This window comes from Streptococcus orisasini (assembly GCF_001431045.1).
Lineage (GTDB): Bacteria > Bacillota > Bacilli > Lactobacillales > Streptococcaceae > Streptococcus > Streptococcus orisasini.
The window spans coordinates 38,264-60,173 of the sequence record NZ_BCLE01000040.1 but is presented as its reverse complement, the minus strand read 5'-3'; the positions used below and the strand labels follow the sequence as shown (position 1 = coordinate 60,173).

Below are 21,910 nucleotides of genomic sequence, written 5' to 3'. Positions count from 1 at the left end.
ATCACAACATTCCTTTGGTGGAGTTCACCCCGTGAATTTCTGGGTTGATAGTGACTGCTTGACGCAGGGCACGGCCGGTCGCCTTAAACAGACTTTCTGCCTTGTGGTGGTTATTTTTACCATGCAAGATTTTCAAGTGCAAATTCATCTGCACATTAAAGGCAAGGGCTTGGAAGAATTCTTCCACCAATTCGGTATCAAAATTGCCCAGTTTAGGATTGTCAAAGTCAGCATCAAAAACGAGGTAAGAGCGGCCCGACAAATCAAGACTGGCCATACCCAGTGTTTCGTCCATGGGCACAAAACTTGTTCCATAGCGGTTGATACCGGCCTTGTCTCCCAAGGCCTGGCGCAGGGCCTGGCCTAAGACAATACCGACATCTTCCACCGTGTGATGGCTGTCCACCCAGATATCTCCGTCAGCCTTGACCACCAAGGACAGCCGTCCATGGCGGGCAAAGAGGGTCAGCATGTGGTCAAAAAAACCAACGCCTGTCTGAATATCTACGGGTTCTTGTTCATCTAAATTCAGGCTCAGTTTGATTTTGGTTTCAAAGGTATTGCGCTTAATTTCTGCTTGTCTCATTTTCTTACCTCATCTAATATCTCAATCACTTTGTACAAATCTGGCTCATTGATTTGGTAGGGGGCTTGCTTGCGTACGATTGGTTTGGCACAAAAGGCAATGCCAATACCAGCCTCGTGAATCATGGGCAGGTCATTGGCTCCGTCACCCATGGCAACAGTGTCTGCCAGCGTCAGCCCATTTTCCGCAGCCCAATCGCGGAGCTTTTGCACCTTGACCTCCTTGGTCACAATGTCACCGTAGGTTCGACCTGTCAGAACGCCGTCTGCCGTCTCCAAGTGGTTGGCCATGACATAGTCAACATTTGCCTCAGCAGCCAGATGGTCAACTGTCTCATGAAAGCCGCCGGATACCAGACCGACCTTGTAACCGCGCGCGTGCAATTCAGCCACTAATTCCTTGGCTCCCTTGTTAAAATGAATGCGGGCATAAACCTTATCAAAGATGTTTTCTGACAATCCTTTCAAGGTGGCCACACGTTCAGCCAGAGCTTCTTTAAAGTCCAGCTCACCCCGCATGGCACGCTCGGTAATGGCAGCTACTTGCTCGCCAACGCCTGCTTCTTCTCCCAGCAAATCAATCACTTCTTCCTGAACGAGGGTTGAATCCACGTCCATGACTAACAATCCCTTAATTTTGGTCATTTCTCACCTCGATGGCTCTGGCATGGGCTTGCAGGCCTTCTGCATAGGCCAAAGTTGTAATGTCTTTTTCTGCACTGTTGACCGCAGCCTTGCTGTATTGGATGTATTGGATGCGTTTGACGAAGTCATGCACGCCAAGCGCTGATGAAAAGCGGCTGGTCGCTGTTGTTGGCAAGACGTGATTGGCACCTGCATAGTAATCACCGATAGGTTCGCTGGTATAATGCCCAAGGAAAACAGATCCGGCATTTTCAACCTTGTCCAGATAATCATAAGCATTTTCCATGGCAATTTCCAAGTGTTCTGGCGCCACTAAATTCATGAGTTCAAACATACCGTCCACATCTTGGGCGATAATAATCCGTCCATTATTTTCAATAGAAGCACGGGCAATTTCCTGACGCGGCAAGGTTTGCAGCTGAGTTTCGATCTCAGCTTCGACCGCATCAGCCAGAGTTTCAGAATTGGTCACCAAAATGGCACGAGCCAATTTGTCATGCTCAGCCTGTGACAGCAAATCTGCCGCTACAAAACGAGGACTTGCGGTACTGTCAGCGATGACACCGATTTCTGAAGGACCCGCAATCATATCAATGCCAACGGTACCATAAACCTCTTTCTTAGCCGTTGCCACAAAGATATTCCCAGGACCTGTGATTTTATCCACTTTTGGAATGCTTTGGGTACCATAGGCCAGAGCGGCCACACCTTGGGCACCGCCGACTTGGTAAATCTTATCCACTCCAGCTAGCTTAGCCGCAACCAAAATGGCTGGCACAAATTGTTCCTGCGGCGGTGTGATCATGATGATTTCCTTGACTCCTGCAATCTTAGCAGGAATGACATTCATAAGAACAGAAGATGGGTAAGCAGCCGTTCCGCCCGGTACATAAACACCCACCCGCTCAATGGGACGGATGAGCTGGCCGCGAAGAACGCCGTCAGATGGCTCATCTTCAAACCCTGCCTCCAGTTGCTGGCGGTGGTAGGATTCAATATTAGCCTTGGCATTCTCCAGCGCTGCCAAAACGTCCTTGTCAACCTCTGCAAACGCTTGGTCAATCAGGTCTTGCCCCACCTCAAAATCTGTCAAATCAATCTTATCAAACTTGATGGAATAGTCGCGCAGGGCTTGATCACCGCGATTTCTCACATCGTCAATGATGGCGCGCACGGCTTCTTCAACATCTACGTTTTGTTTATTCAGCTCCAGCTGCTCCTGATACAAAATCTTAGAAATTTCTTCATTACTTCCTGTTAGTCGTTTCATTCAAAGGGTACCTCCTCATTTCCGACAATAGCCTCGATTCTCTGAATAAATGGCAGTAGCTCTGGATTATTTTTGATAGCTGCCTTATTAGCAATCAGGCGAGAAGAAATACGGCAAATATCTTCAAAGACCACCAAACCGTTGGCTACCAAGGTATTACCTGTCTCCACAATATCAACAATAGCATCTGCCAACCCTAAGACAGGGGAAATTTCCACACTTCCTTGAATGGAGATGATTTCCACATCTTCCCCTTTTTTCTTGAAATAATCTCTAGCCACCGTTGGGTACTTGGTCGCAATGCGCTTACGCTTATGGTCATCCGGATCATAACTAGGAATGGAGGCCACAGAAAACTTGCAAAGTCCTAAATTCAAGTCCAGCATTTCCAAATAACCTGTTGGATGCTCAATCAGCACATCCTTGCCGACCACACCAAGGTCTGCAACCCCATGCCGCACATAAGTCGTTACATCAGGTGCCTTAACCAAGAGAAAACGAAACTTTTTATCAGGACTTTCAAAGATTAAATTGCGTCCCTTGTCCGCCATAAAGCTCATATCAAGGCCAACTTTTTCCAGTAGCTTAATTGTGTCCTTCTCAATACGCCCCTTGGTGAGGGCAATTGTCAGTTGATTATTTGTCATTTTGCCCCTCCTTGCGAGCTTAAATCATCATGAATGGCCTGGTAGATACTATCCACATCAATAGCCCAGCCAACTGCTGTTAATTCCTTAGCGCCGAAGCGTTCAAAGAGTTTGTCGTAACGTCCGCCTGACACAAAAGCATCAGGTACTTTTTCGCCAAAAACCTTAAACATCATACCTGTGTAGTAAGGCATACGGGACAGCTGGCCAAGATCCACAGTCGCTGGAGCAAAATCTTCTCCAAGCCAAGTCAGCAGATTTTCAATGTCATCAAGGGCTGCCAAAACCTGGGCATTTTGCACCAGATCACGTGCCTTACTGATAACAAGAGCCACTTCTCCAAACAGATAAGGAAGATTTTTGATGAAATCATCAAATTCGCTAGGATGAGACTTGGTAAATTCATTGAGTTCGGTGATATTCTTATCTCTGATAGCAGTTGACAGCTCCTCTGCCACTTCCTTATCCAGAGCCAACTCAGCAAAGATGGTCTGTAAGATAGCAGCGTGCGAAAACTCAAACTGATAGTTTTTAACCTTAGCAACATCTAGGGCTTCTTTGGCAGAAAGCACAGCTTCTTTGAGGGCTTCCTTAGCTGAGAAACCAACAATTTCAATACCTGCTTGTGTGTGCTCATTAGCTAAGCCCCGCATTTCCTCATTGTAGTTGAAAACCTTGCCAGAGTAGGAAAACTTAACAGGGGTATTAACCCGTGTCGATGCAATAACCCGCCCAATCTGGCTGGTAATATCAGGCCTCAGCGCCAACAATTCTCCCTGCTTATCAAAGAGGTTATAATTATTGGCACTAATTGTGTCTGAGAAAACCTCAAAATGCTCCAAAGTAGGTGTTTCAATCCGGTTGAAACCCTCATTTATCAAAAGATCACTGATATCTCGTTCGATCTCATACATGACACGCGCCCGTTTAAAGAGCTTATCATGCATGCCAACTGGTAAACTTGTTTTTTTCATTTCAAATCCTCAATAGTCTTGATAACTGCTTCCATCTCTTCCTGACGGCCAATTGAAATCCGCAAATAATCCTTAATCCTGTCAACTGTTGGAAAATAACGCACATAAATTTTTCTGGCTTCCAAGGCTTTAAACAAGGCTGCCGCAGAAATTCCTGCTGGCTTTGTCAGCACAAAATTTGCCTGACTAGGTAAAACAGCAAAACCCTGCTTGACTAACTGCTGAGAAAACCAATCTCGGGTCTTTTGGATTTTCTTAGCAGTTTTCTGATAGTAAGGCCAATCCTCAACAGCTGCTGCTGCCAATTTTTCTGCCAGCAAATCAACAGAATAAGGATTGATAGAATGTTTGACTGCATTCATCACCGCAATCAGCTCAGGACTCGCAATCGCATAACCTACACGCAGGCCGGCTAAAGCCGCATCTTTAGAAAAGGTCCGCGTAATCACAAGATTATCGTATTTACTAAGAAGAGGAATGGCCGACTGACCGCCAAAATTGATATAGGCCTCATCTAAGATAACAACCACATCACGATTAGCCTGTAAAATAGCTTCAATCTCTGCAAGTGGTTTGTAAATGCCGGTAGGGGCATTAGGATTAGTTAAAATAATCCCGCCATTATCGGCTAAATAATCCTCTGTTTTGATGGTGAAATCCTCTGCCAAAGGAACTTCATGGTAGTTAACCCGATAAAGATCTGCCCAGACCTTGTAAAAACCATAGGTTAAATCCGGAAAAAGAACAGGCTCGTCATTATTGAAAAAAGCTAAGAAGGCGATGGACAAGACATCATCTGAACCATTAGCAATCATCAATTGTTCAGGTCTGACCTGTAAGTTTTCAGCCAAGACAACTCGTAAATCAGCCTGATCCAAAGTCGAATACTTGCGCAAACTATCTGCATCAAAACTTGCTAAAGCCTCACGAACCTTGGGGCTGGCACCATAGGCATTCTCATTAGTATTGAGCTTAATCATATTCTTCTCAGCAGGCTGAGCACCTGCTACATAGGGTTCAATTTGTCGCAATCCTCTAATCATCTTATCACCTCTGCCAGCGATGCAAAAAACGCCCTCGCAAAAAACTTGCAAGGACGCTTGAAACGTGGTTCCACCTTCAATTCAGCAGCCTGTCGCCAGACTACCCTCAGGGAGTTTGAAACTCCAATTCGTAACGTGAATGACCCGTCGAGCACTACTTTCCTCAGATTTGGCACCCGCACTCAAGAATGTGTCGTCTAAATGTCCTGTATGTTCTCAGCTACCATACTCTCTGTTGCTGCCGGATAGATTATCAGCTTGTTCGTGCCTGCAACCCATCCGGTGACTTAGACTTTTTCTCTCATCGCTTTTCTATTTTTCTCTATTTTACAAGAAAATTCTGAATATTGCAAGCCTTAAATTATCATCTGACTTCCGCTAGCCCCCTGTTTACGCTTACTAAAGTAAGCCCCTTGAAGTTAGCGATACCATCACTAACAACCAAAAAGCAACGGCTGCAAAGCCGTTGTGCAGACTGAAGACAAATCTCCATTTGCCTATTTTGATCAGCAAAAGGAGACTACAGACTACCATATAAATTTCCACGAACGCAAACGAGTTAGATAAAGGATACTTCCGCCGTGATGAAAGTGTCAGAAATAGTGAATTTTAGCCAATTCTGACACTCGGAAACTTTGAGACCGTGGCTCAAAGTTTAGGCATGAAATTCCCTAGGAAGTCGCTGCCGTCCGACATCACCTAAGGAAGTATCAAACTTTTTATTTGAGCTAGGTCACTATTATTCCAGTTCTTGGTCATTAATTCATCTATCTACTGTTTTTCAGATGAAAATTGAAAAATAGCAGCAACCATAATTAGAATAAATACAAAACCAGCTAAAACCTTTGACATTGGCCACAAGAGCCAAGCAAGTACCATTGAAGCTAACAGCATAGCCAATAATTTAAGTAGCCTTTTTTGATTCGTTTTTTCTGCCAAAATTCCGCACCTCATTTCCCTACTGCTGAGCATATGCAATTTCAGCAGCTAATGCCAAACCTTGAGCACCCAGAAATACCTAACCAAGTGGATTTGAGGCCTCTGCGATTGCGGCTGCACCAAACCCAAGACAAGTCTTACTTTTCTATTTATTTTTCATAAAATCTACAGCGCCCTTGAAGATTTTGACGAAATCTTTCCAGCAAAGCGCAGTGACCAAGATAGATTCAGCCATAAAAATTCCAAAAATAATAATCTTAACCGTTGTATTTTCAGAAACAGCTGAAACCAATAAGATAATTGGCAGGCTAAATAAATAGGCATAACTTAGATAAACTGATCTTTTTGAAGGTATCATAATGACTTGCCTTTCTATATATTAACTTAAAATGGTAGATTATATCCGGCAATGCCTCCAGTAATAGCACCGCCGATACCGCCAATTGCGGCTGCGTCTTTTCAGCCACAGATAATATTAATTGATGATGTAATCATTAGCGACTAAGATAATTATTTTTCAAATAAATATAAATAATTGCCAGTGCATTAATCACGAGTAGGGCATAGATGAACAGTCTCATTTTATTATTTGGAAATATAACCAACAAAAGTAACAGTATCGGTATAGCTCCCATGATAATATTAATAAATTTAGGAAAGTGCATTTTAATACCTTCTTTAAATCCATGGTCCCCACATGTTAACAGCTGCATTAGTAATAGCGAGCAGCAAGCCTTCTTCTGATTTAAAAAGAAGAGCTGTGTCCGCTGCCCCAAAGTTGTCAAATGTTATTGACTCCAAAGTTAAGGAATTCATCAAAATTTTTCTTTTATTTTTTGCCAATTATCCTTGGCTAACAGTGCTTAGTTTAACAATTTTCCTTTCATTTGACAATATCGCTCAACTTGCCTTAATAAAACGCTAAAAAAAATTGTCTCACAAAGTATAATTTTCTGTATTTTTTAATTACTATCTATTCGGCTACTAAAGTCAAAAACACTGATTAGCCTTGCTAACCAGTGTTGTCAGTATTATTAAAAGCGAATGGTTTCACGCGTTTTTTCATAGGAGGAAACAAAACGATCTGTAACACCAGGCTCTACAGTTTCCAAAGCATAAGAAATTTCATCGAAGGAACTTTGATAATCATAGTCTTCTTCAAAGAGTTTAAGAGCAATATCAAAGCTTTCCTGAACACTCGGCTCAAAGCTGCGGTAGCGGTTTGAGTACTGTAGAAGCTGCTCTGTCAATGTCGCATTTTGAACCACCCGATAGGCTGTTTCTTCCAGGTTTTCAACTGCAGCTGTGGCTGCTTCTGTCATACGGCTCACTGTCTCAATGTGGATGCGGGCACGATTCAGCTCATCCATCAAGGCTTCCAGCTGAGCACTGGTTGTAAAGAAAACACTTAAAAATTCTTGAGGAATACCAGGGAGATTGCGTTTCTCCATAAAACGTTTAATTGCATGCAGATGATTAATATAGCTGTCCAATTTTTGACGCGATGTCTTTTCAATATCTTCAATATCTTTCAAACCATTGAAAACATCCAACTGACCTTCTTCAACAAGATCAAGCTTTTGAATAGCACGGTCAAATTTATCCTCTAGCAGCGAGAATGGTTTTTCCTGTGCCTCAAAGTTTTCAATAATCGGCAGAACATCTTTTTCAATCGTTGTCAGATCTTCATTGAAATCACGGACATTGATTTCTTCTTTTTCATTTAAGATATAACGCTGTGTCAGACGCTCAATTTCTGCTTCCAGCTGCTCGTTGTTTTTCTTAGCATGTTCCAAATAAGCCGGAATAATCTTCTTGCTCTTGACAATTTTCTTATGAGCCCTGATTTCGCGCTCAAAAATATCGTAGAGAGCATCAATTTTTTCTTGAATGGATTTATTTTCTGACTCAGCCTTATCCAAGTCCAAAGAGACCAATTCACTAGAATTACTGCTAATTGCTTCGCGGATTTCTTGGAAACGTTCTTCGATATTTTTCTCAGGGAAATGATAATTTTCTTCCAGAAGCCGGCGATAACCAGACTCTAAATCATCCAGCTGATCAGGGAAATCATCTTCCAATTTAGCAACGATAGCCGGAATCTTCTCAGTCATTTGACCCAGTGCAATGGTATGTTCTTCAGCACGATCAAGAATTTCAGAAGCTTCTACAGGGTCACCTGAAGAATTCAAGGTAACAAACTGTGAAAACTCAGCTTCAATATTTTTGAGCTGTTTCTCAATTTCAGGCATGGTGGTCCCAAAATTGCTATCCCCTTCTTCAACCGAAGCCTGCAGCTTTTCATACATTTCAAGCGCATGCAAAACACGGGCGCTATTCTTTTCTTCCTGTTCTTTTAAGACAGCAAGAGCTTCTCTAATTGCTTTAATATCTTCTTCTGCAAGATTCAGCTGACTTTCAATACTGTTGATTTGATTGTGGGCACGGATAAAATTGAAGGTGTCATTTAAATTTTCTGCTTCAAAAATATGATTTTCAATATCACTGAATGAATTGAGAGACAAGTCAACCCACTTTTGATTCCATTCACGAAAAGTCGTCTGACTCTGACCGATTAGATGGAGTTTCTTAACTTCTTCAATTTCATCATTGACAGGCAAATCAAAAAGATTTTGTTTGCGTTCTTCTAATTTTGTGATTAACGAATCATTTCGTTTTCTGATGATAATAGCAATCAGGTAGGCAGTAATCACCACCAGCACAATTGCCACTATCAGCAATACAATTCCGCTAGACATCCTAATCTCCTTAAATTGTCTTATTATTGTCAAAATAAGCTATAACGTTACGATTATAACATACTTCTAGCTGCTTTTCAAAAAATCTCAGATTAAATGTCAAGCGTACTATAAACCGCATTTTCTTCAATAAATTCGCGGCGAGGTTCAACACGGTCTCCCATAAGCATGTCAAATATCTTGTCAGCTTCTGCTGCATCATCCACTGAAACGCGAGCCATCAGGCGGTTATCTGGATTCATCGTCGTTTCCCACAGCTGATGGTCATCCATTTCCCCTAGACCTTTGTAACGCTGTACCGTCGGCTTAGAGCGACCTTGACTGTATTTTTCTAAAGCTTCCTTCAGTTTTTCTTCCTGATCATTACCCGGCTGGATGTATTCCTTAATGTCGCTGCCAACCTTGACTCCGTAAATTGGCGGCTGTGCAATATAAACATAACCAGCTTCAAGGACAGGACGCATGAAGCGGTAAATAAGCGTCAACAGAAGCGTTCTGATATGGGCACCGTCAACGTCGGCATCAGTCATGATAACCAGTTTTTGATAGCGTGCTTTGGAAACATCGAAGTCTGCTCCAAAACCAGTCCCCATGGCTGTAAAGAGACTTCTAATCTCATCATTGGCTAAAATCTTATCCATGGTAGCCTTCTCAACATTGAGAATTTTACCACGAATGGGCAAAATTGCCTGAAATTCCCGGTTGCGGCCTGACTTAGCAGAACCGCCTGCAGAATCCCCCTCAACGATAAAGAGTTCATTTTGCATAGGATCGTTTGAGGAGCAGTCTGCCAGTTTGCCCGGCAAATTGGAAATTTCCAAACCAGACTTCTTGCGGGTCACCTCACGCGCTCTCTTAGCAGCAATCCGCGCCTTGGAAGCCAGAATACCCTTTTCTACAATCTTTTTAGCTACCTGAGGATTTTCCAGCAAAAATCGACTGAAAGCATCGCTGAAAAGACGGTTAGTAATTTTAACGACTTCTGAATTACCAAGCTTGGTTTTAGTCTGGCCTTCAAACTGCGGATTGGGGTGTTTAACTGAGATAATAGCAGTCAAACCTTCGCGGACATCTTCCCCAGTCAAATTGTCCTCATTTTCTTTGAGAATCTTATTTTTCTTGGCATAATCATTGATGACCCGAGTCAGGGCTGTACGGAAACCTTGTTCGTGCGTTCCGCCTTCATGGGTATGGATGTTATTGGCAAAACTCATGATATTTTCATGAAAACCAGTAGTGTACTGCATAGCCACTTCTACAGTAATACCTTCCATTTCACCGTCTGTATAGATAGGCTGATTAAAGATAACATCCTTATTTTCATTGATGAATTCCACATAGCTGACAATACCGCCCTCGTAATGAAATTCTTCATTTTTTTCCTGGCCAGAACGCTTGTCTGTAATGGAAATTCTCAATCCCTTATTCAAAAAGGCAAGTTCCTGAATACGTTTGGCCAGTTTATCAAAATCAAATTCGGTTGTTTCGGTAAAAATTTCAGGATCAGGCGTAAAATGAACAATTGTACCTGTAGTATCAGTATCGCCAATAATTTTCAAATCATCAACAACTACACCGCGGCGATATTCCTGAAAATGAATCTTGCCGTTCTTATGGACACGAACATCCAATTGCGTTGACAAGGCATTAACAACAGATGAACCAACACCGTGAAGACCGCCAGATACCTTGTAACCGCCACCGCCGAATTTACCGCCAGCATGAAGAACCGTAAAGACTGTCTCAACTGCCGGACGACCGGTTTTTTCTTGAATATCAACCGGAATCCCGCGGCCATCATCGATAACTGTAATGGAATTGTCCTCTTCAATGAAAACCTGAATGTGGCTAGCAAAACCTGCCAAAGCCTCATCGATGGAATTGTCAACGATTTCCCAGACAAGGTGGTGAAGACCTTCTTTAGAAGTTGAACCGATATACATCCCTGGACGCATACGCACAGCTTCCAGACCTTCCAGAACCTGAATCTGGCTGGCATCGTATTCTTGTGCTAATTGATCTAAACTTTTGTTTTCTTCTGTCATTATCCTAACCTTTAATTAATGATTTCTATCAGAGATTTAGAGCCATCTGTCAATACTGTATCAAAACCAGCTGCCTGGCCGGCTTCGATATCAATCCTGCGGTCACCGATAACCAGCGCCTTTTTGATAGCGTATTTTTTCTTGAGGTAAAACATGCTGGCGGGATCTGGCTTTCTGGCAAAGCCGCTACTACTGGTAACAACTTCTGTAAAAAAGGGAGCAATCCCTGTTTTTTCCAGAATCTCCAAAACCTGATCATCTCGGTGAGAGACCAAAAAATTGCGTCCCCCGCTTGCTGTAATCTTCTCAAGAATTTCCTTAGCTCCCTTGAAAAGAATGGGATGTTCTAAAAATTTAGCCTCATTTTTCTTATAGGCCTTTAAAAAATCCGGCTGATCAGGCACAAAATAAGCAATCGCAGCATCTGTTGACTCCCGCAGCTTGTCATAGACCTGCTGATAAGAGGCCAAAATACCAAAATCTGCCAGTGTAACAGCAAATGCCTTGGCTGACATGCCATAATTATCAAGCAGCGTTCCGCCTAAATCCCAGATATAATCCTGATAATTCATATCTTTCATTGTAACATATTTTTAAGATTTTTGATAGTTAGGGCTACAAGAAAAAACAGGATAAACGCATGAAAGATGATGTTTCTCTCTATCCTCTTCTGGTCTTTTTTCTTACAATAAATGATCCAAATAGTGCTCAAGTGCCATACTGATACAATTAAGCTAAATGCCATTTGCTTGTTCAAGGTTTTATTGGCATCTTCTCGAAAAACAGTGTCCAGCTGTCAATGCAGGCTCTCTATATGCTAATGACCTCGCACATAAGCAGCGATAGTTTTCCCAAAAGTCTTCAATATCTCCTCAGTATTTGGCTCCTACTAGTCGGGCAAAGAAAATCAAAAGAACACTATCAGACAAACAGTGTTCTTTTGATTTTCTGCTTATCACGATCATTACGCACCACAATCAGAAAATTAAAGATTTCAGTCATTCAAAACACCACCTAAGTCTATTATACTTAAAGAGGAGAGGTTGTGCTTATGAAATTTTTTCTGACAACATTTTTCTCCATGTGTTTGGCGTATCTGCGTAGCTTAAAATTTGACTTTATATCCTTATCAATGTTAAAATGCAAAGGAACATTGGTAGGAAAATCAGGTTGCGTTATCTGCTCAATGGGCTGCGGTGCTGTCCCTATAGATTCATCTCTTAAAAAACTGGAACTGCGATTGAATAATTCGCCCACAATGTTAGAGAGTGGGACAAAAATCAGTAAATCGTGGTAAAATCACGATTCAGACTGTAGACAAATCTCCAATTGCCTATCTTGATCAGTAAAAAAGTCTGCAGACTACCATATAAATTTCCACGAACGCAAACGAGTTAGATAAAGGATACTTCCGCCGTGATGAAAGTGTCAGAAACGGTGAATTCAAGCCAATTCTGACACTCGGAAACTTTGAGACCGTGGCTCAAAGTTTAGGCATGGAATTCCCTAGGAAGTCGCTGCCGTCCGACATCACCTAAGGAAGTATCAAAGAAAAAGGACTTTTTCTTCAAGCTAAGACTAACTTTAGTTAGTGGGCAATTTTTATCCGAGTCAAAAAAGAAAAGAGTGAGGAAAAATCGATTTCTGCGAAATCACGATTAATCCTCGCTCTTTTTTATATTCCCTTATTATCAGCAGTGATACTGACTTCTCAGACTGCTTCTCTCAATCAACTGATTTGAGTGCTTCCAGCATGTCCAGATTTTTTAAGCGGCGATTAACCAGCAGACCCAAAATCAGCAAAATGAAAACAACAGTAAAGACTGGAACAGCGTAAATATAGCCATCAATAATATTGCCAAACATGATATTATCATTACCAATCATAGACATAATAATCTTATGGAGATAATGACCTGCCAATAGCCCCAGCAAAATACCGATAAGAGACAGCGAAACGGTTTCTCTGTAAATGTACATGGTAACTTCTTGATCATAAAAACCAAGTACCTTGATAGTTGAGAGTTCTCGAATGCGCTCAGCCACATTAATATTGGTTAAATTATAGAGAATAACTACTGCAAGCAGCACCGAAGTCACAACCAAAACGGTCATGGCTCCGTTGAGTGACTTCACGACCAGCTCAACCGTCTTAACAACAGACAGGCTTTGGGAAACAGCCAACACGCCATCCATGGCCAAAAGCTCTCTTGCCTTAGCAGAAATATTATTCGAAGAAGTATCTTTAAGATTAATGAGATAGGCATTGTTTTTAGCGATTTTGCCAAATTTCTTTTGATAATAGCTGTCTGTCATCAAAAGATAATGGCCAACATTCATCTCAGCTACTGCTGCAACCCTCAAACGAATCTTTTTACCATTTTCATCCTTGAAGGTAAATTTATCGCCAGCCTGAACGTGATAATACTTAGCTAACAGTTCGGTGATAATAACGCCCTTATCTGTCAAGCGGAGTTTTTTGCCGCTTTTTATGTCTTTGAGGTTAATGAAGCCATCAAAATGATCATGGCTACCTGCCAGCAAAGAAACAGTCTGCTTGTCAGCAAGCCCGGAAATCTCTGTATTAGTCTGTTGATAGAAAACAGGCAGCTTTTTTGCAATATCTTGGTCCTGCAAAGCCTTGGCCAAGGCTTTTTTGTCTGCTTCATCTGCCTTATCATTCACTGCTGCTAGCAGATTGTAAGGGGTAATCTGATGAAACTGATGATCTATAATTTTATTCAAGGAGGATTGAATTCCCAGACCAGCAAAGAGCAAGGCAACTGAGCCTGCGACTCCGAAAACAGTCATCAGCATCCGCTGCTTGTAACGGAAAATATTTCTAACGGTGACTTTATAAGTAAAGCTCAGACGGTTCCAAATAAAAGGAAGTCTTTCCAGCAAGATCTTAGCCCCCTTGGCAGGCGGTTTGGGCAATAGGAGCTGGGCGGGGTTTTCGGTCAGTTCCCTTTTAGCTACCAAGAAAGCCGGCAAGACTGCACTTAAAAAGCTAATAACAAGTGCCAGCAAACTGTAATCCCAGTAAAAATAATAGTGCATCTGATTAAAGGTCAGACTGCTGGTTGTACTGTTGGAGACGATTGGAGCCAAGACATAATGGCCTGCTAAAATTCCTAAAACTGTACCAATCAGACTGGCAGCTGCACCATAGATGACAAATTTTTGGATGACATCCTTATCGGAGTAACCTAAAGCCTTTAAAACACCTGAATTTGTCCGCTCTTCGTCTACAAAACGTGTCATCGTTGTAAAAGTTACCAGCACGGCAACAAGATAAAGAACAACCGGAAAAAGGTTGCCAATAGCACTGACATTGGCAGAACTGGAAGAAAAAGTCTGATAACCGCCGCCTCCTGGCAGAGTCGAGCGATTGTAGCTGTTGTATGATGGCTCTGACATAGCAGCAATATCAGTTTCAGCCTTTTTGATATCAGCCTCACTCTTGACAATTTTCTTTTCTGCTTCTGCAACAGCTTTTTGGGCAGTAGCCAATTGACTGCCCGACAAATAAGAAAGAGCACCCTTTTGCAGCGTCAGCTGATCTTTGGCTGCCTTTACCTGCTGCCGACTTTTAGAGACTCTTGCCCGAGCAGAATTTTGCAAGGTCTGCAATCGCTTTTTGCCATTGTCACTAAGGAGGCGATCCAAGTTATCCTGATGTGCCATCAGTTTTTTGGTATAGGCATCTGAAAAAGGATCAAGATTTTTTAAATCATCATAGCGAATGCGGGCAATAGTGGCTGTATCGCTATTAAAAGCACCATCAGTAACTACAGCATAATTAGACAGAGAACCATCTCCAGCAGTTGATGTCCCCATGTAGGTTTTAGACCAAATTTCTGAGGAAGTTACAAAACCGACAATACGATAGCTATCCTTCTTTAACAGAGCGTTCTCGGACTGTGTAAAGGCAATCCTGTCCCCAATTTTATAGTCATCTCTCAGTGTGACATCCAAAGCAATTTCTCGGCTGTTTTGAGGCAGACGCCCAGAATTGATGGCGTAGGTTGATATCTTGTCAGCCTTTGAATAGACGCGGACAGCAGAATTTGCCTTCTTAATGGTCACATCAGTCATGCGGCCATAGTCCACCTGAGCCCTTTTCAGTTGGTTTAATTCCTTTTGATCATCCTTGCTCAGACCATAGTTAGCAATCACAGCCAAATCCATAGTATTATGTTTATCCAGATATTCAGCTGCTGACTGTCTCATATCGGGTTCTGTTACTTTGAGACCTACTAAGGCAAATGATCCTAACATCAACAAGAGCAGAATAGATAAAAAACGGCTCTTTGATTTTCGAATGGACTTCCAAATATCCTTCCAATAAGTTTTCTTCACTATTTCCCACCTCCTAGTACTCAATCAAATCAATATCCTGCGGGGATGGGTTAGTTTTAATATCAGCCACCTGTGCATCATGCATATAAATGACCCGGTCTGCAATTGGTGCCAGCGAGCTGTTATGAGTAACGATAATAACAGTTGCTCCTTGTTTCTGCGACATATTTTGCAAAATTTTTAAAACCTGCTTGCCTGTCTTGTAGTCAAGTGCTCCTGTCGGTTCATCACAAAGTAGAATTTTGGGATTCTTAGCTACTGCCCGTGCAATGGATACCCGCTGCTGCTCGCCGCCTGAAAGCTGAGCAGGAAAATTATTGAGGCGTTTTCCCAAACCCACACTCTCAAGCGTTGCTGCAGCATCACGCGCATCAGGAACAATTTCTGAAGCTAACTCTACATTTTCTTTGGCGGTCAGATTGGGTACCAAGTTGTAAAACTGAAAAACAAAGCCAACATCTGTGCGGCGGTAAGCCGTTCGCTGCTTGGCACTGTAACCTGCGATATCCTGACCGTCAATGATAACCTGTCCCTCATCATTGGTATCCATACCTCCTAGAATGTTCAGTACCGTTGATTTGCCAGCGCCAGAAGCTCCCAGAATGATGACCAATTCGCCCTTTTCAATTGAAAAGCTGACATTATTATTAGCTACAATTTCTGTATCACCTGTTTGATAGCGCTTATAGCTGTTTTTCATTTCTATATAAGGCATAATAATTTTCCTTCCAGTCTACCAGATTGAACAGTCTGTTGATTTAATACGGTGCTTATTGTATAATGCTTGTGACAAAATGACAAGAACAAAAATAAACATTCTGTTGATTTAAGCATTTATTTTTTTGAAACTGTTTTTTGACAAGGAGTCACAACATGAGCCAAGCTCGTAAAACTCAAAGTGAAGCTAAAATAAAAGCCGCCTTTATTAGTTTGCTTGAGAAAAAAGAGTTATCTGAAATCACCATTAGTGATATTACAAGTCTTGCTGGCATCAACCGCGGTACTTTTTACCTACATTACTTGGATAAAAACGATCTGGCAAATTCTATTTCCGAGGAGGTCACTCAACGCTTCGCCCTTATTTTCGTCCACAATAATTTTACCAATCAAGATGCTATCACAAAAGCTCTGTATAATATCAAACAGGAGTATGAGAGCTTTTTCAAAATCGTTTCCCAGTTGTCTTTCATTGATTTTCCTAAAAAAGTCCGCCAGTTTTTAGAAGAAGTGATTCACAACAATCCCTCTTCTGTCAAAAAAATCACAAGTAGTATTCACCTACCCGAACCCTATGCGGTAAGCAGTCTGTGTGCAGCTATTGAAAACATTGTTGTTCTCTGGATCAAAAACGGCGTGCGCGAATCACCGGAAGAAATCGCCGCCATGATTGCCAAAATTGACCAGATTTTTGGTATTTCCTAAACAATCAGTTAATATCGTAAAAAGAATTTGTCACAGCTATTGAAGCAGCCTAGCTAAATTTGACAGATTCTTTTATTTTTGGCCTTTCTGAAAAGGTTTTCTTTTTGTATAATAGACTACATAGGATATTTTATGAACAAAGGAGATTTATTATGTCTAAACATTATTTGTCCAAGAGTGTACTGCTACTCTCTCTTTTTGCCATGGCTGGCGGTGTTAATTCTATTGTTCAGGCAGACGAAGCAGCTCCAGCCAATGACATAAATGCTGCGGTTCCATCAGGAGACAACAATGCAGCAACAGGTATGACCCAAGCTGCTCCAGCTGAAAGTCCCGAGCAGCCTGCGGCAGTTCCTAATCAAACAGAAAGCGCTGCAGCACCTCTTAATGCCACAGACAATACTGGATTAAACCCTCAGACACAGGAAGCTGCAGAAAGTGATGCCACTGAAACAGCTCCCGCATCTAAAATAAATATGCCAGTAACTGCAGCAGCTCAGGCTAAAGAGACTGTGAAAACACCAGAGCCTGTTGAAGGACAGACTGTTGACATGCGTATTCTCTCAACGACTGATCTCCATACCAACCTAGTCAACTACGACTATTATCAAGACAAGGCTTCCCAAACTGTCGGACTTGCTAAAACTGCTGTGCTTATTGAAAAAGCGCGTAAAGAAAATAGCAATATCGTCCTTGTTGACAGCGGAGATACTATTCAAGGAACTCCATTTGGCACCTACAAAGCTCTTATTAATCCTGTTAAAGAAGGCCAAACCCACCCCATGTACAAGGCCTTTGAAAAATTAGGCTATGACGCTGAAACTTTGGGCAATCATGAATTTAATTACGGACTTGATTTTCTCAACCGAATGGTTAATACATCAGACGTCCCTATCGTCAATGCCAATGTCCGCGATGCTCATACAGGTCAGCACTATTATCAGCCCTATATCATTCTCAACAAAGTTTTCACTGATACGAAAGGCAGACAAACAACTGTCAAGGTCGGCATTACAGGCGTTCTGCCAAGACAAATTCTAGTTTGGGATAAGGCCAATCTTGAAGGCAAGGTTATCGTTGATGATCCTGTTGAAGCAGTAAAAGCCATCGTGCCAAGCATGAAAGAAGCTGGTGCTGACATCGTTTTGGTTCTAGCTCATTCGGGTATCGGTGATGATAACTATGAAGTCGGCGAAGAAAATGAGGGTTATTTCCTAGCTGGCATTGATGGGGTTGATGCTGTGGCTACGGGACATTCACATGCTGATTTTCCTAATGGTGACGGTACAAGCTTTTACGCCAAATACAAAGGTGTCGATGATATCAACGGTCTCATCAACGGCAAGCCTGTTGTTATGGCCGGAAAATTTGGTGACCACCTTGGTATTATGGATTTGACTTTGACCTACAAAGAGGGTAAGTGGCAGGTAACCAACAGCAAGTCTAAACTCCGTAAAATTGATACGACTTCTCCTGTAGCTGACCAAGAGCTGATTGATATGGTCAAAGAAGAACACCAAGGCACCATTAATTATGTTCGCCAAAAGGTTGGGCAAACAACAGCGCCGATTAATAGTTACTTTGCTCAAGTGCTGGATGATCCGTCCATTCAAATTGTAAATAATGCACAACTCTGGTACGGTAAAAAACAATTGGCTGGTACAGCTGATGCCAATTTGCCAATCCTTTCTGCTGCCGCACCGTTTAAAGCGGGTACGCGCGGCGATGCCACTTACTACACAGACATTCCTGCCGGAGCATTGGCTATTAAAAATGTTGCCGATCTTTATCTCTATGACAATGTCACTGCTATCATTAAACTTACAGGTGCTCAAATCAAGGAATGGCTGGAAATGTCTGCTGGACAATTTAACCAGATCGATCCTAACAGCAGCAAACCTCAGCAGCTGATTAACAGTAACTATCGTTCCTATAACTTTGATGTGATTGATGGCCTGACTTATAAGTTTGATATCACGCAGCCCAACAAGTATGACTACGAAGGAAAATTGGTTAATCCGACTGCCAGTCGTGTTCGCGAACTTAACTATCAGGGACAGCCAATTGACCCCAATCAAACCTTTATCGTCATCAGCAACAACTACCGAGCAACAGGCAATTTCCCTGGTGTCAGAGATGCTGCTGAAAAACGGCTGCTCAATCTGGAAAACCGGCAGGCCATCATTGACTATATAATATCTGAAAAAACCATTAATCCTTCAGCCGATGGCAATTGGTCCTTTACAAGTAGTATCAAGGGCTTAGATATTCGCTTTTTATCGTCTGAAAATGCTCAAAAATACCTAGCTGACCATGCTGAGATTTCTTATATTGGACCATCTGCTTCTGAAGGTTTTGGGGAATATCGCTACAGCTACAAAGATCCTGAGACAGCTCTTCCTGATAGGAACAAACCAACAGACAACAAAACTTTAGATCAGTCCAAACATCAAGATATTTATATCTTGGTAGCCAAAGCCTATGCTGAAACCAAGGCTGCAGCTAACAGTAATACAAGTATTGCCAGCAAAACCAATACCCAAAAGGTCCAAACAAAAGCTAAAGCAGCTTTGCCAAATACAAATTCATCTGAAACCAGCAGTATTTTATACAGTTTATTTGGTTACAGTTTCCTCGCCTTAGCAGGAGTCTTTGGCAAGAAAAAGAAAAAGGGCTAAACGCCAATATTATAGAGCAAAAGGCTAAAAGCCTAATCGATAGCTGTCGATTAGGCTTTTAGCCTTTTTTATATTAAGAAAGACCATTCTAACGGACTTCTGCTCCAAGCAATTCCATCAGTGACTTGGTGATTTTATCCATGTATTTGGCAACTTCTTCGTCTGTTAAGTTGTCGTTTGGATTTTGGAAGGTCAAACTGTAGGCCATTGATTTTTTGCCTGCTTCAATATGATGACCAGCATAAACATCAAAAAGTTTAACCTTGGTCAAGCGTTTCACGCCGCTTGCAAAAATAGCATCCAAGACCTCTTGATGAGTAACTTTCTCAGGAAGCAGCAAGGCAATATCACGGGAAACAGCTGGGAACTTGGTAATATCTTCAAAGACCATAGATGGTTTAAGGACTGCTTCCAGAGCATTGAGATTTAATTCAGCGACATAAGTTTCAGGGATATTATAGTCTTTAGCGGTCTGCGGGTGAACTTGACCCAGATAGCCGATAACTTGACCGTCAAGTTCAATCAAGGCTGTACGGCCTGGGTGCATGTTAGTCATTTCTTTAGTAGCGACAAATTGAACATTGAGACCCAACTTTGCTAGAATTGCTTCAACAATTCCTTTAGCGTAAAAGAAATCAACTGGAGTTGCCTGAGTTTGGAAATCTTTTTCTGCAATTAAACCTGTCAGAGCCATGGCAAAGGTATCAACTTCCTTTGGCAGATCTTTTTGTGGATCAGCTGTCTGTTCGAAAACTTTGCCGATTTCATAAAGAGCAAGATTGCTGCTTTTACGAGCTACATTATAAGCAACGGTATCAAGCATACCAGAAACCATGTTTTGGCGCAGTGCCGAACGCTCAACAGTCATAGGCCAAAGCAACTCTGTTAATTTTGTCGGATTAGGTGTAAAGGCTACTGCTTTTTCTGGTGTTGTCAGAGCATAGGAAATAATTTCTGACAGTCCAGCACCCTCAGCCAAGCTTCTTACCTTGCGACGGAGCTGCTGCATCTGAGTCAGCTCTCCTGCAGTCCCCTCAGCCTTTGGCAGGGTTGTTGGCAGCTTATCATAACCATAAATCCGGGCAATTTCTTCAACTAAATCAGCCTGAATACTAATGTCCCAACGACGGCGCGGAACTGAAACGGTAAAGGAAGCCTCATTTCCAGACAAACCAAAGCCTAAACGAGCAAAGATGGTTTCAATATCTGAAAAGGTCAGTTCTGTTCCCAAACGAACATTAACATAATCAAGGGTCGTTGACACCTCTACATCATCTGTCGGCACAGCACCGGCACTTACTTGGCCAGACAGGACTTCAGCGTCAGCCAATTCAGCAATCATGGCAGCCGCAAAATCGAGAGCCTTAGCAACATCGTTGTAGTTAATTCCCTTTTCAAACCGTGATGAACTTTCAGAACGCAGATTCAAGCGGCTGCTGGTCTTGCGGACAGCCTTGCCATCAAAGACAGCTGCTTCAAGAACAATATTTTTCGAAGCTGCATCAATTTCAGTTGAGGCTCCGCCCATGACTCCAGCCAGAGCAACTGGCTTGTCTGCCACAGTGATGACAAGATCTTCGTCGATTAAATCGCGTTCTTCTCCATCAAGAGTGACCAATTTTTCACCCTGGTGTGCCTGGCGGGCAATAATCGTGTCTGATTCGAATTTGTCTAGATCAAAAGCATGCATGGGCTGACCAAAATACAGTAAAACATAATTGGTTACATCAACCACATTATTGATGGGGCGGATTCCCGCATTCATCAGCAAGTTTTGCAGCCACTGAGGACTTGGTTTTATCGTAACATTTTCAAGAACGCGGGCCTTGTAGGTCAGAACACCGTCAGATTCGATGGCTACTTTGATAAGATCTGCTGCCTTTTTCTCACTTTCACGCAGCGTTTTCTCTTCAAAGTCAACAGTTTTATCGTAGATTGCAGCCACTTCGTGGGCAACGCCGCGCATGGACAGAGCATCCGCCCTGTTAGGTGTAATGGATAGCTCGATAATCTCATCATCCAAATCAAGATAAGGGAAGATACTGTCACCAACTACAGCCTCATCCGGCAAAATTTGAATCCCATCCGCAAATTCTTTAGGAACAATCGAATCAGACAGCCCCAGTTCCTGAAGAGAGCAAATCATGCCGAGCGACTCCATACCGCGGATTTTACCTTTTTTGATTTTGTAATTATCCGCAATACGGGCTCCTGGAAGCGCTACAATAACCTTAATACCAGCTCTGATATTGGGAGCACCGCAGACAATCTGCCTAGCTTCCTCATCACCAGTGTCTACCTGACAAAGATGCAGATGAGTTTCCGGAACATCCTGACAAGAAAGTACCTGACCAACTACAAGCTTAGAAAGTCCTTGTGATGGTACTTCCACACCTTCAACTTCAATACCTGTTGTTGACATTTTCTCTGCCAATTCCTGACTGGGAACATCAATGTCAACCAATTTTTTTAACCATTTATAACTTACTAACATATTAAAACAGCAAAAACCTTATGCCTCTTTAAAACGAGGGAGTCACT

General features: G+C 42.3%; 17 protein-coding genes and 1 pseudogene. 2 read left to right on the top strand and 16 right to left on the bottom strand.

The annotated features are described in order from the left end of the window. Position 1: 1 nt before the first annotated feature. The 15 genes and pseudogenes from hisB to SCSH_RS08605 all read right to left on the bottom strand — a co-directional run bounded on the left by hisB (position 2) and on the right by SCSH_RS08605 (position 15,984). Positions 2-586 (bottom strand): imidazoleglycerol-phosphate dehydratase HisB, encoded by a 585-nt coding sequence (gene hisB / locus SCSH_RS08665; protein ID WP_057491492.1) that lies wholly within the window; start codon positions 584-586, stop codon positions 2-4. After that, positions 583-1,230 carry a phosphoserine phosphatase SerB gene (gene serB / locus SCSH_RS08660; RefSeq protein WP_057491491.1) on the bottom strand — a complete coding sequence of 216 codons (648 nt, stop codon included), beginning with the start codon at positions 1,228-1,230 and terminating at the stop codon, positions 583-585. The genes hisB and serB overlap by 4 nt, the downstream gene beginning before the upstream one ends. Further along, positions 1,217-2,500, bottom strand: a complete 1,284-nt coding sequence (gene hisD / locus SCSH_RS08655; protein ID WP_057491490.1) for a histidinol dehydrogenase — start codon at positions 2,498-2,500, stop codon at positions 1,217-1,219. Before hisD ends, serB begins: the two co-directional genes overlap by 14 nt. Continuing rightward, a complete protein-coding gene (gene hisG / locus SCSH_RS08650) occupies positions 2,497-3,147 on the bottom strand; it encodes an ATP phosphoribosyltransferase (protein ID WP_057491489.1) in 651 nt (216 codons plus the stop codon). Before hisG ends, hisD begins: the two co-directional genes overlap by 4 nt. Further along, positions 3,144-4,121 (bottom strand): ATP phosphoribosyltransferase regulatory subunit, encoded by a 978-nt coding sequence (locus SCSH_RS08645; RefSeq protein WP_057491488.1) that lies wholly within the window; start codon positions 4,119-4,121, stop codon positions 3,144-3,146. Before SCSH_RS08645 ends, hisG begins: the two co-directional genes overlap by 4 nt. Continuing rightward, on the bottom strand, positions 4,118-5,164 hold the full coding sequence (gene hisC / locus SCSH_RS08640; RefSeq protein WP_057491487.1) for a histidinol-phosphate transaminase: 1,047 nt from the start codon (positions 5,162-5,164) through the stop codon (positions 4,118-4,120). The genes SCSH_RS08645 and hisC overlap by 4 nt, the downstream gene beginning before the upstream one ends. A gap of 771 nt (positions 5,165-5,935) precedes the next feature. Then, positions 5,936-6,118, bottom strand: a complete 183-nt coding sequence (locus SCSH_RS08635; protein ID WP_057491486.1) for a hypothetical protein — start codon at positions 6,116-6,118, stop codon at positions 5,936-5,938. A gap of 130 nt (positions 6,119-6,248) precedes the next feature. Continuing rightward, positions 6,249-6,461: a hypothetical protein gene (locus SCSH_RS11130; protein ID WP_057491485.1), complete on the bottom strand. Its 213-nt coding sequence runs from the start codon at positions 6,459-6,461 to the stop codon at positions 6,249-6,251. 320 nt (positions 6,462-6,781) lie between these two features. Continuing rightward, positions 6,782-6,919: a hypothetical protein gene (locus SCSH_RS11125; RefSeq protein ID WP_370695918.1), complete on the bottom strand. Its 138-nt coding sequence runs from the start codon at positions 6,917-6,919 to the stop codon at positions 6,782-6,784. 218 nt (positions 6,920-7,137) lie between these two features. Further along, the gene (gene ezrA / locus SCSH_RS08625) at positions 7,138-8,862 is read right to left on the bottom strand and encodes a septation ring formation regulator EzrA (protein WP_057491484.1); all 1,725 of its coding nucleotides are present in this window, start codon (positions 8,860-8,862) and stop codon (positions 7,138-7,140) included. Between the two features lie 92 nt (positions 8,863-8,954). Beyond that, positions 8,955-10,907 carry a DNA topoisomerase (ATP-hydrolyzing) subunit B gene (gene gyrB / locus SCSH_RS08620; RefSeq protein WP_057491483.1) on the bottom strand — a complete coding sequence of 651 codons (1,953 nt, stop codon included), beginning with the start codon at positions 10,905-10,907 and terminating at the stop codon, positions 8,955-8,957. A gap of 11 nt (positions 10,908-10,918) precedes the next feature. After that, positions 10,919-11,479, bottom strand: a complete 561-nt coding sequence (locus tag SCSH_RS08615; RefSeq protein ID WP_305851982.1) for an HAD-IA family hydrolase — start codon at positions 11,477-11,479, stop codon at positions 10,919-10,921. A 152-nt stretch (positions 11,480-11,631) separates the two neighbouring features. Next, positions 11,632-11,757, bottom strand: a pseudogene (locus SCSH_RS11480) (ISAs1 family transposase); the annotation flags it as partial. A gap of 875 nt (positions 11,758-12,632) precedes the next feature. Then, positions 12,633-15,272, bottom strand: coding sequence for an FtsX-like permease family protein (locus tag SCSH_RS08610; protein ID WP_057491504.1), 2,640 nt, complete (start codon positions 15,270-15,272; stop codon positions 12,633-12,635). 10 nt (positions 15,273-15,282) lie between these two features. Then, on the bottom strand, positions 15,283-15,984 hold the full coding sequence (locus SCSH_RS08605; RefSeq protein WP_057491481.1) for an ABC transporter ATP-binding protein: 702 nt from the start codon (positions 15,982-15,984) through the stop codon (positions 15,283-15,285). Positions 15,985-16,142: 158 nt separating this feature from the next. On the opposite strand from SCSH_RS08605, the gene SCSH_RS08600 reads away from it, so the two are divergent. Together SCSH_RS08600 and SCSH_RS08595 are read left to right on the top strand one after the other, a co-directional pair. Continuing rightward, positions 16,143-16,691, top strand: a complete 549-nt coding sequence (locus SCSH_RS08600; RefSeq protein WP_057491480.1) for a TetR/AcrR family transcriptional regulator — start codon at positions 16,143-16,145, stop codon at positions 16,689-16,691. 152 nt (positions 16,692-16,843) lie between these two features. Further along, positions 16,844-19,369 (top strand): bifunctional 2',3'-cyclic-nucleotide 2'-phosphodiesterase/3'-nucleotidase, encoded by a 2,526-nt coding sequence (locus SCSH_RS08595; protein ID WP_057491479.1) that lies wholly within the window; start codon positions 16,844-16,846, stop codon positions 19,367-19,369. Positions 19,370-19,457: 88 nt separating this feature from the next. On the opposite strand, the gene pheT is transcribed toward SCSH_RS08595, so the two are convergent. Then, complete coding sequence (gene pheT, locus SCSH_RS08590) at positions 19,458-21,863, bottom strand: phenylalanine--tRNA ligase subunit beta (RefSeq protein ID WP_057491478.1); 2,406 nt, start codon at positions 21,861-21,863, stop codon at positions 19,458-19,460. Positions 21,864-21,910: the final 47 nt, after the last annotated feature.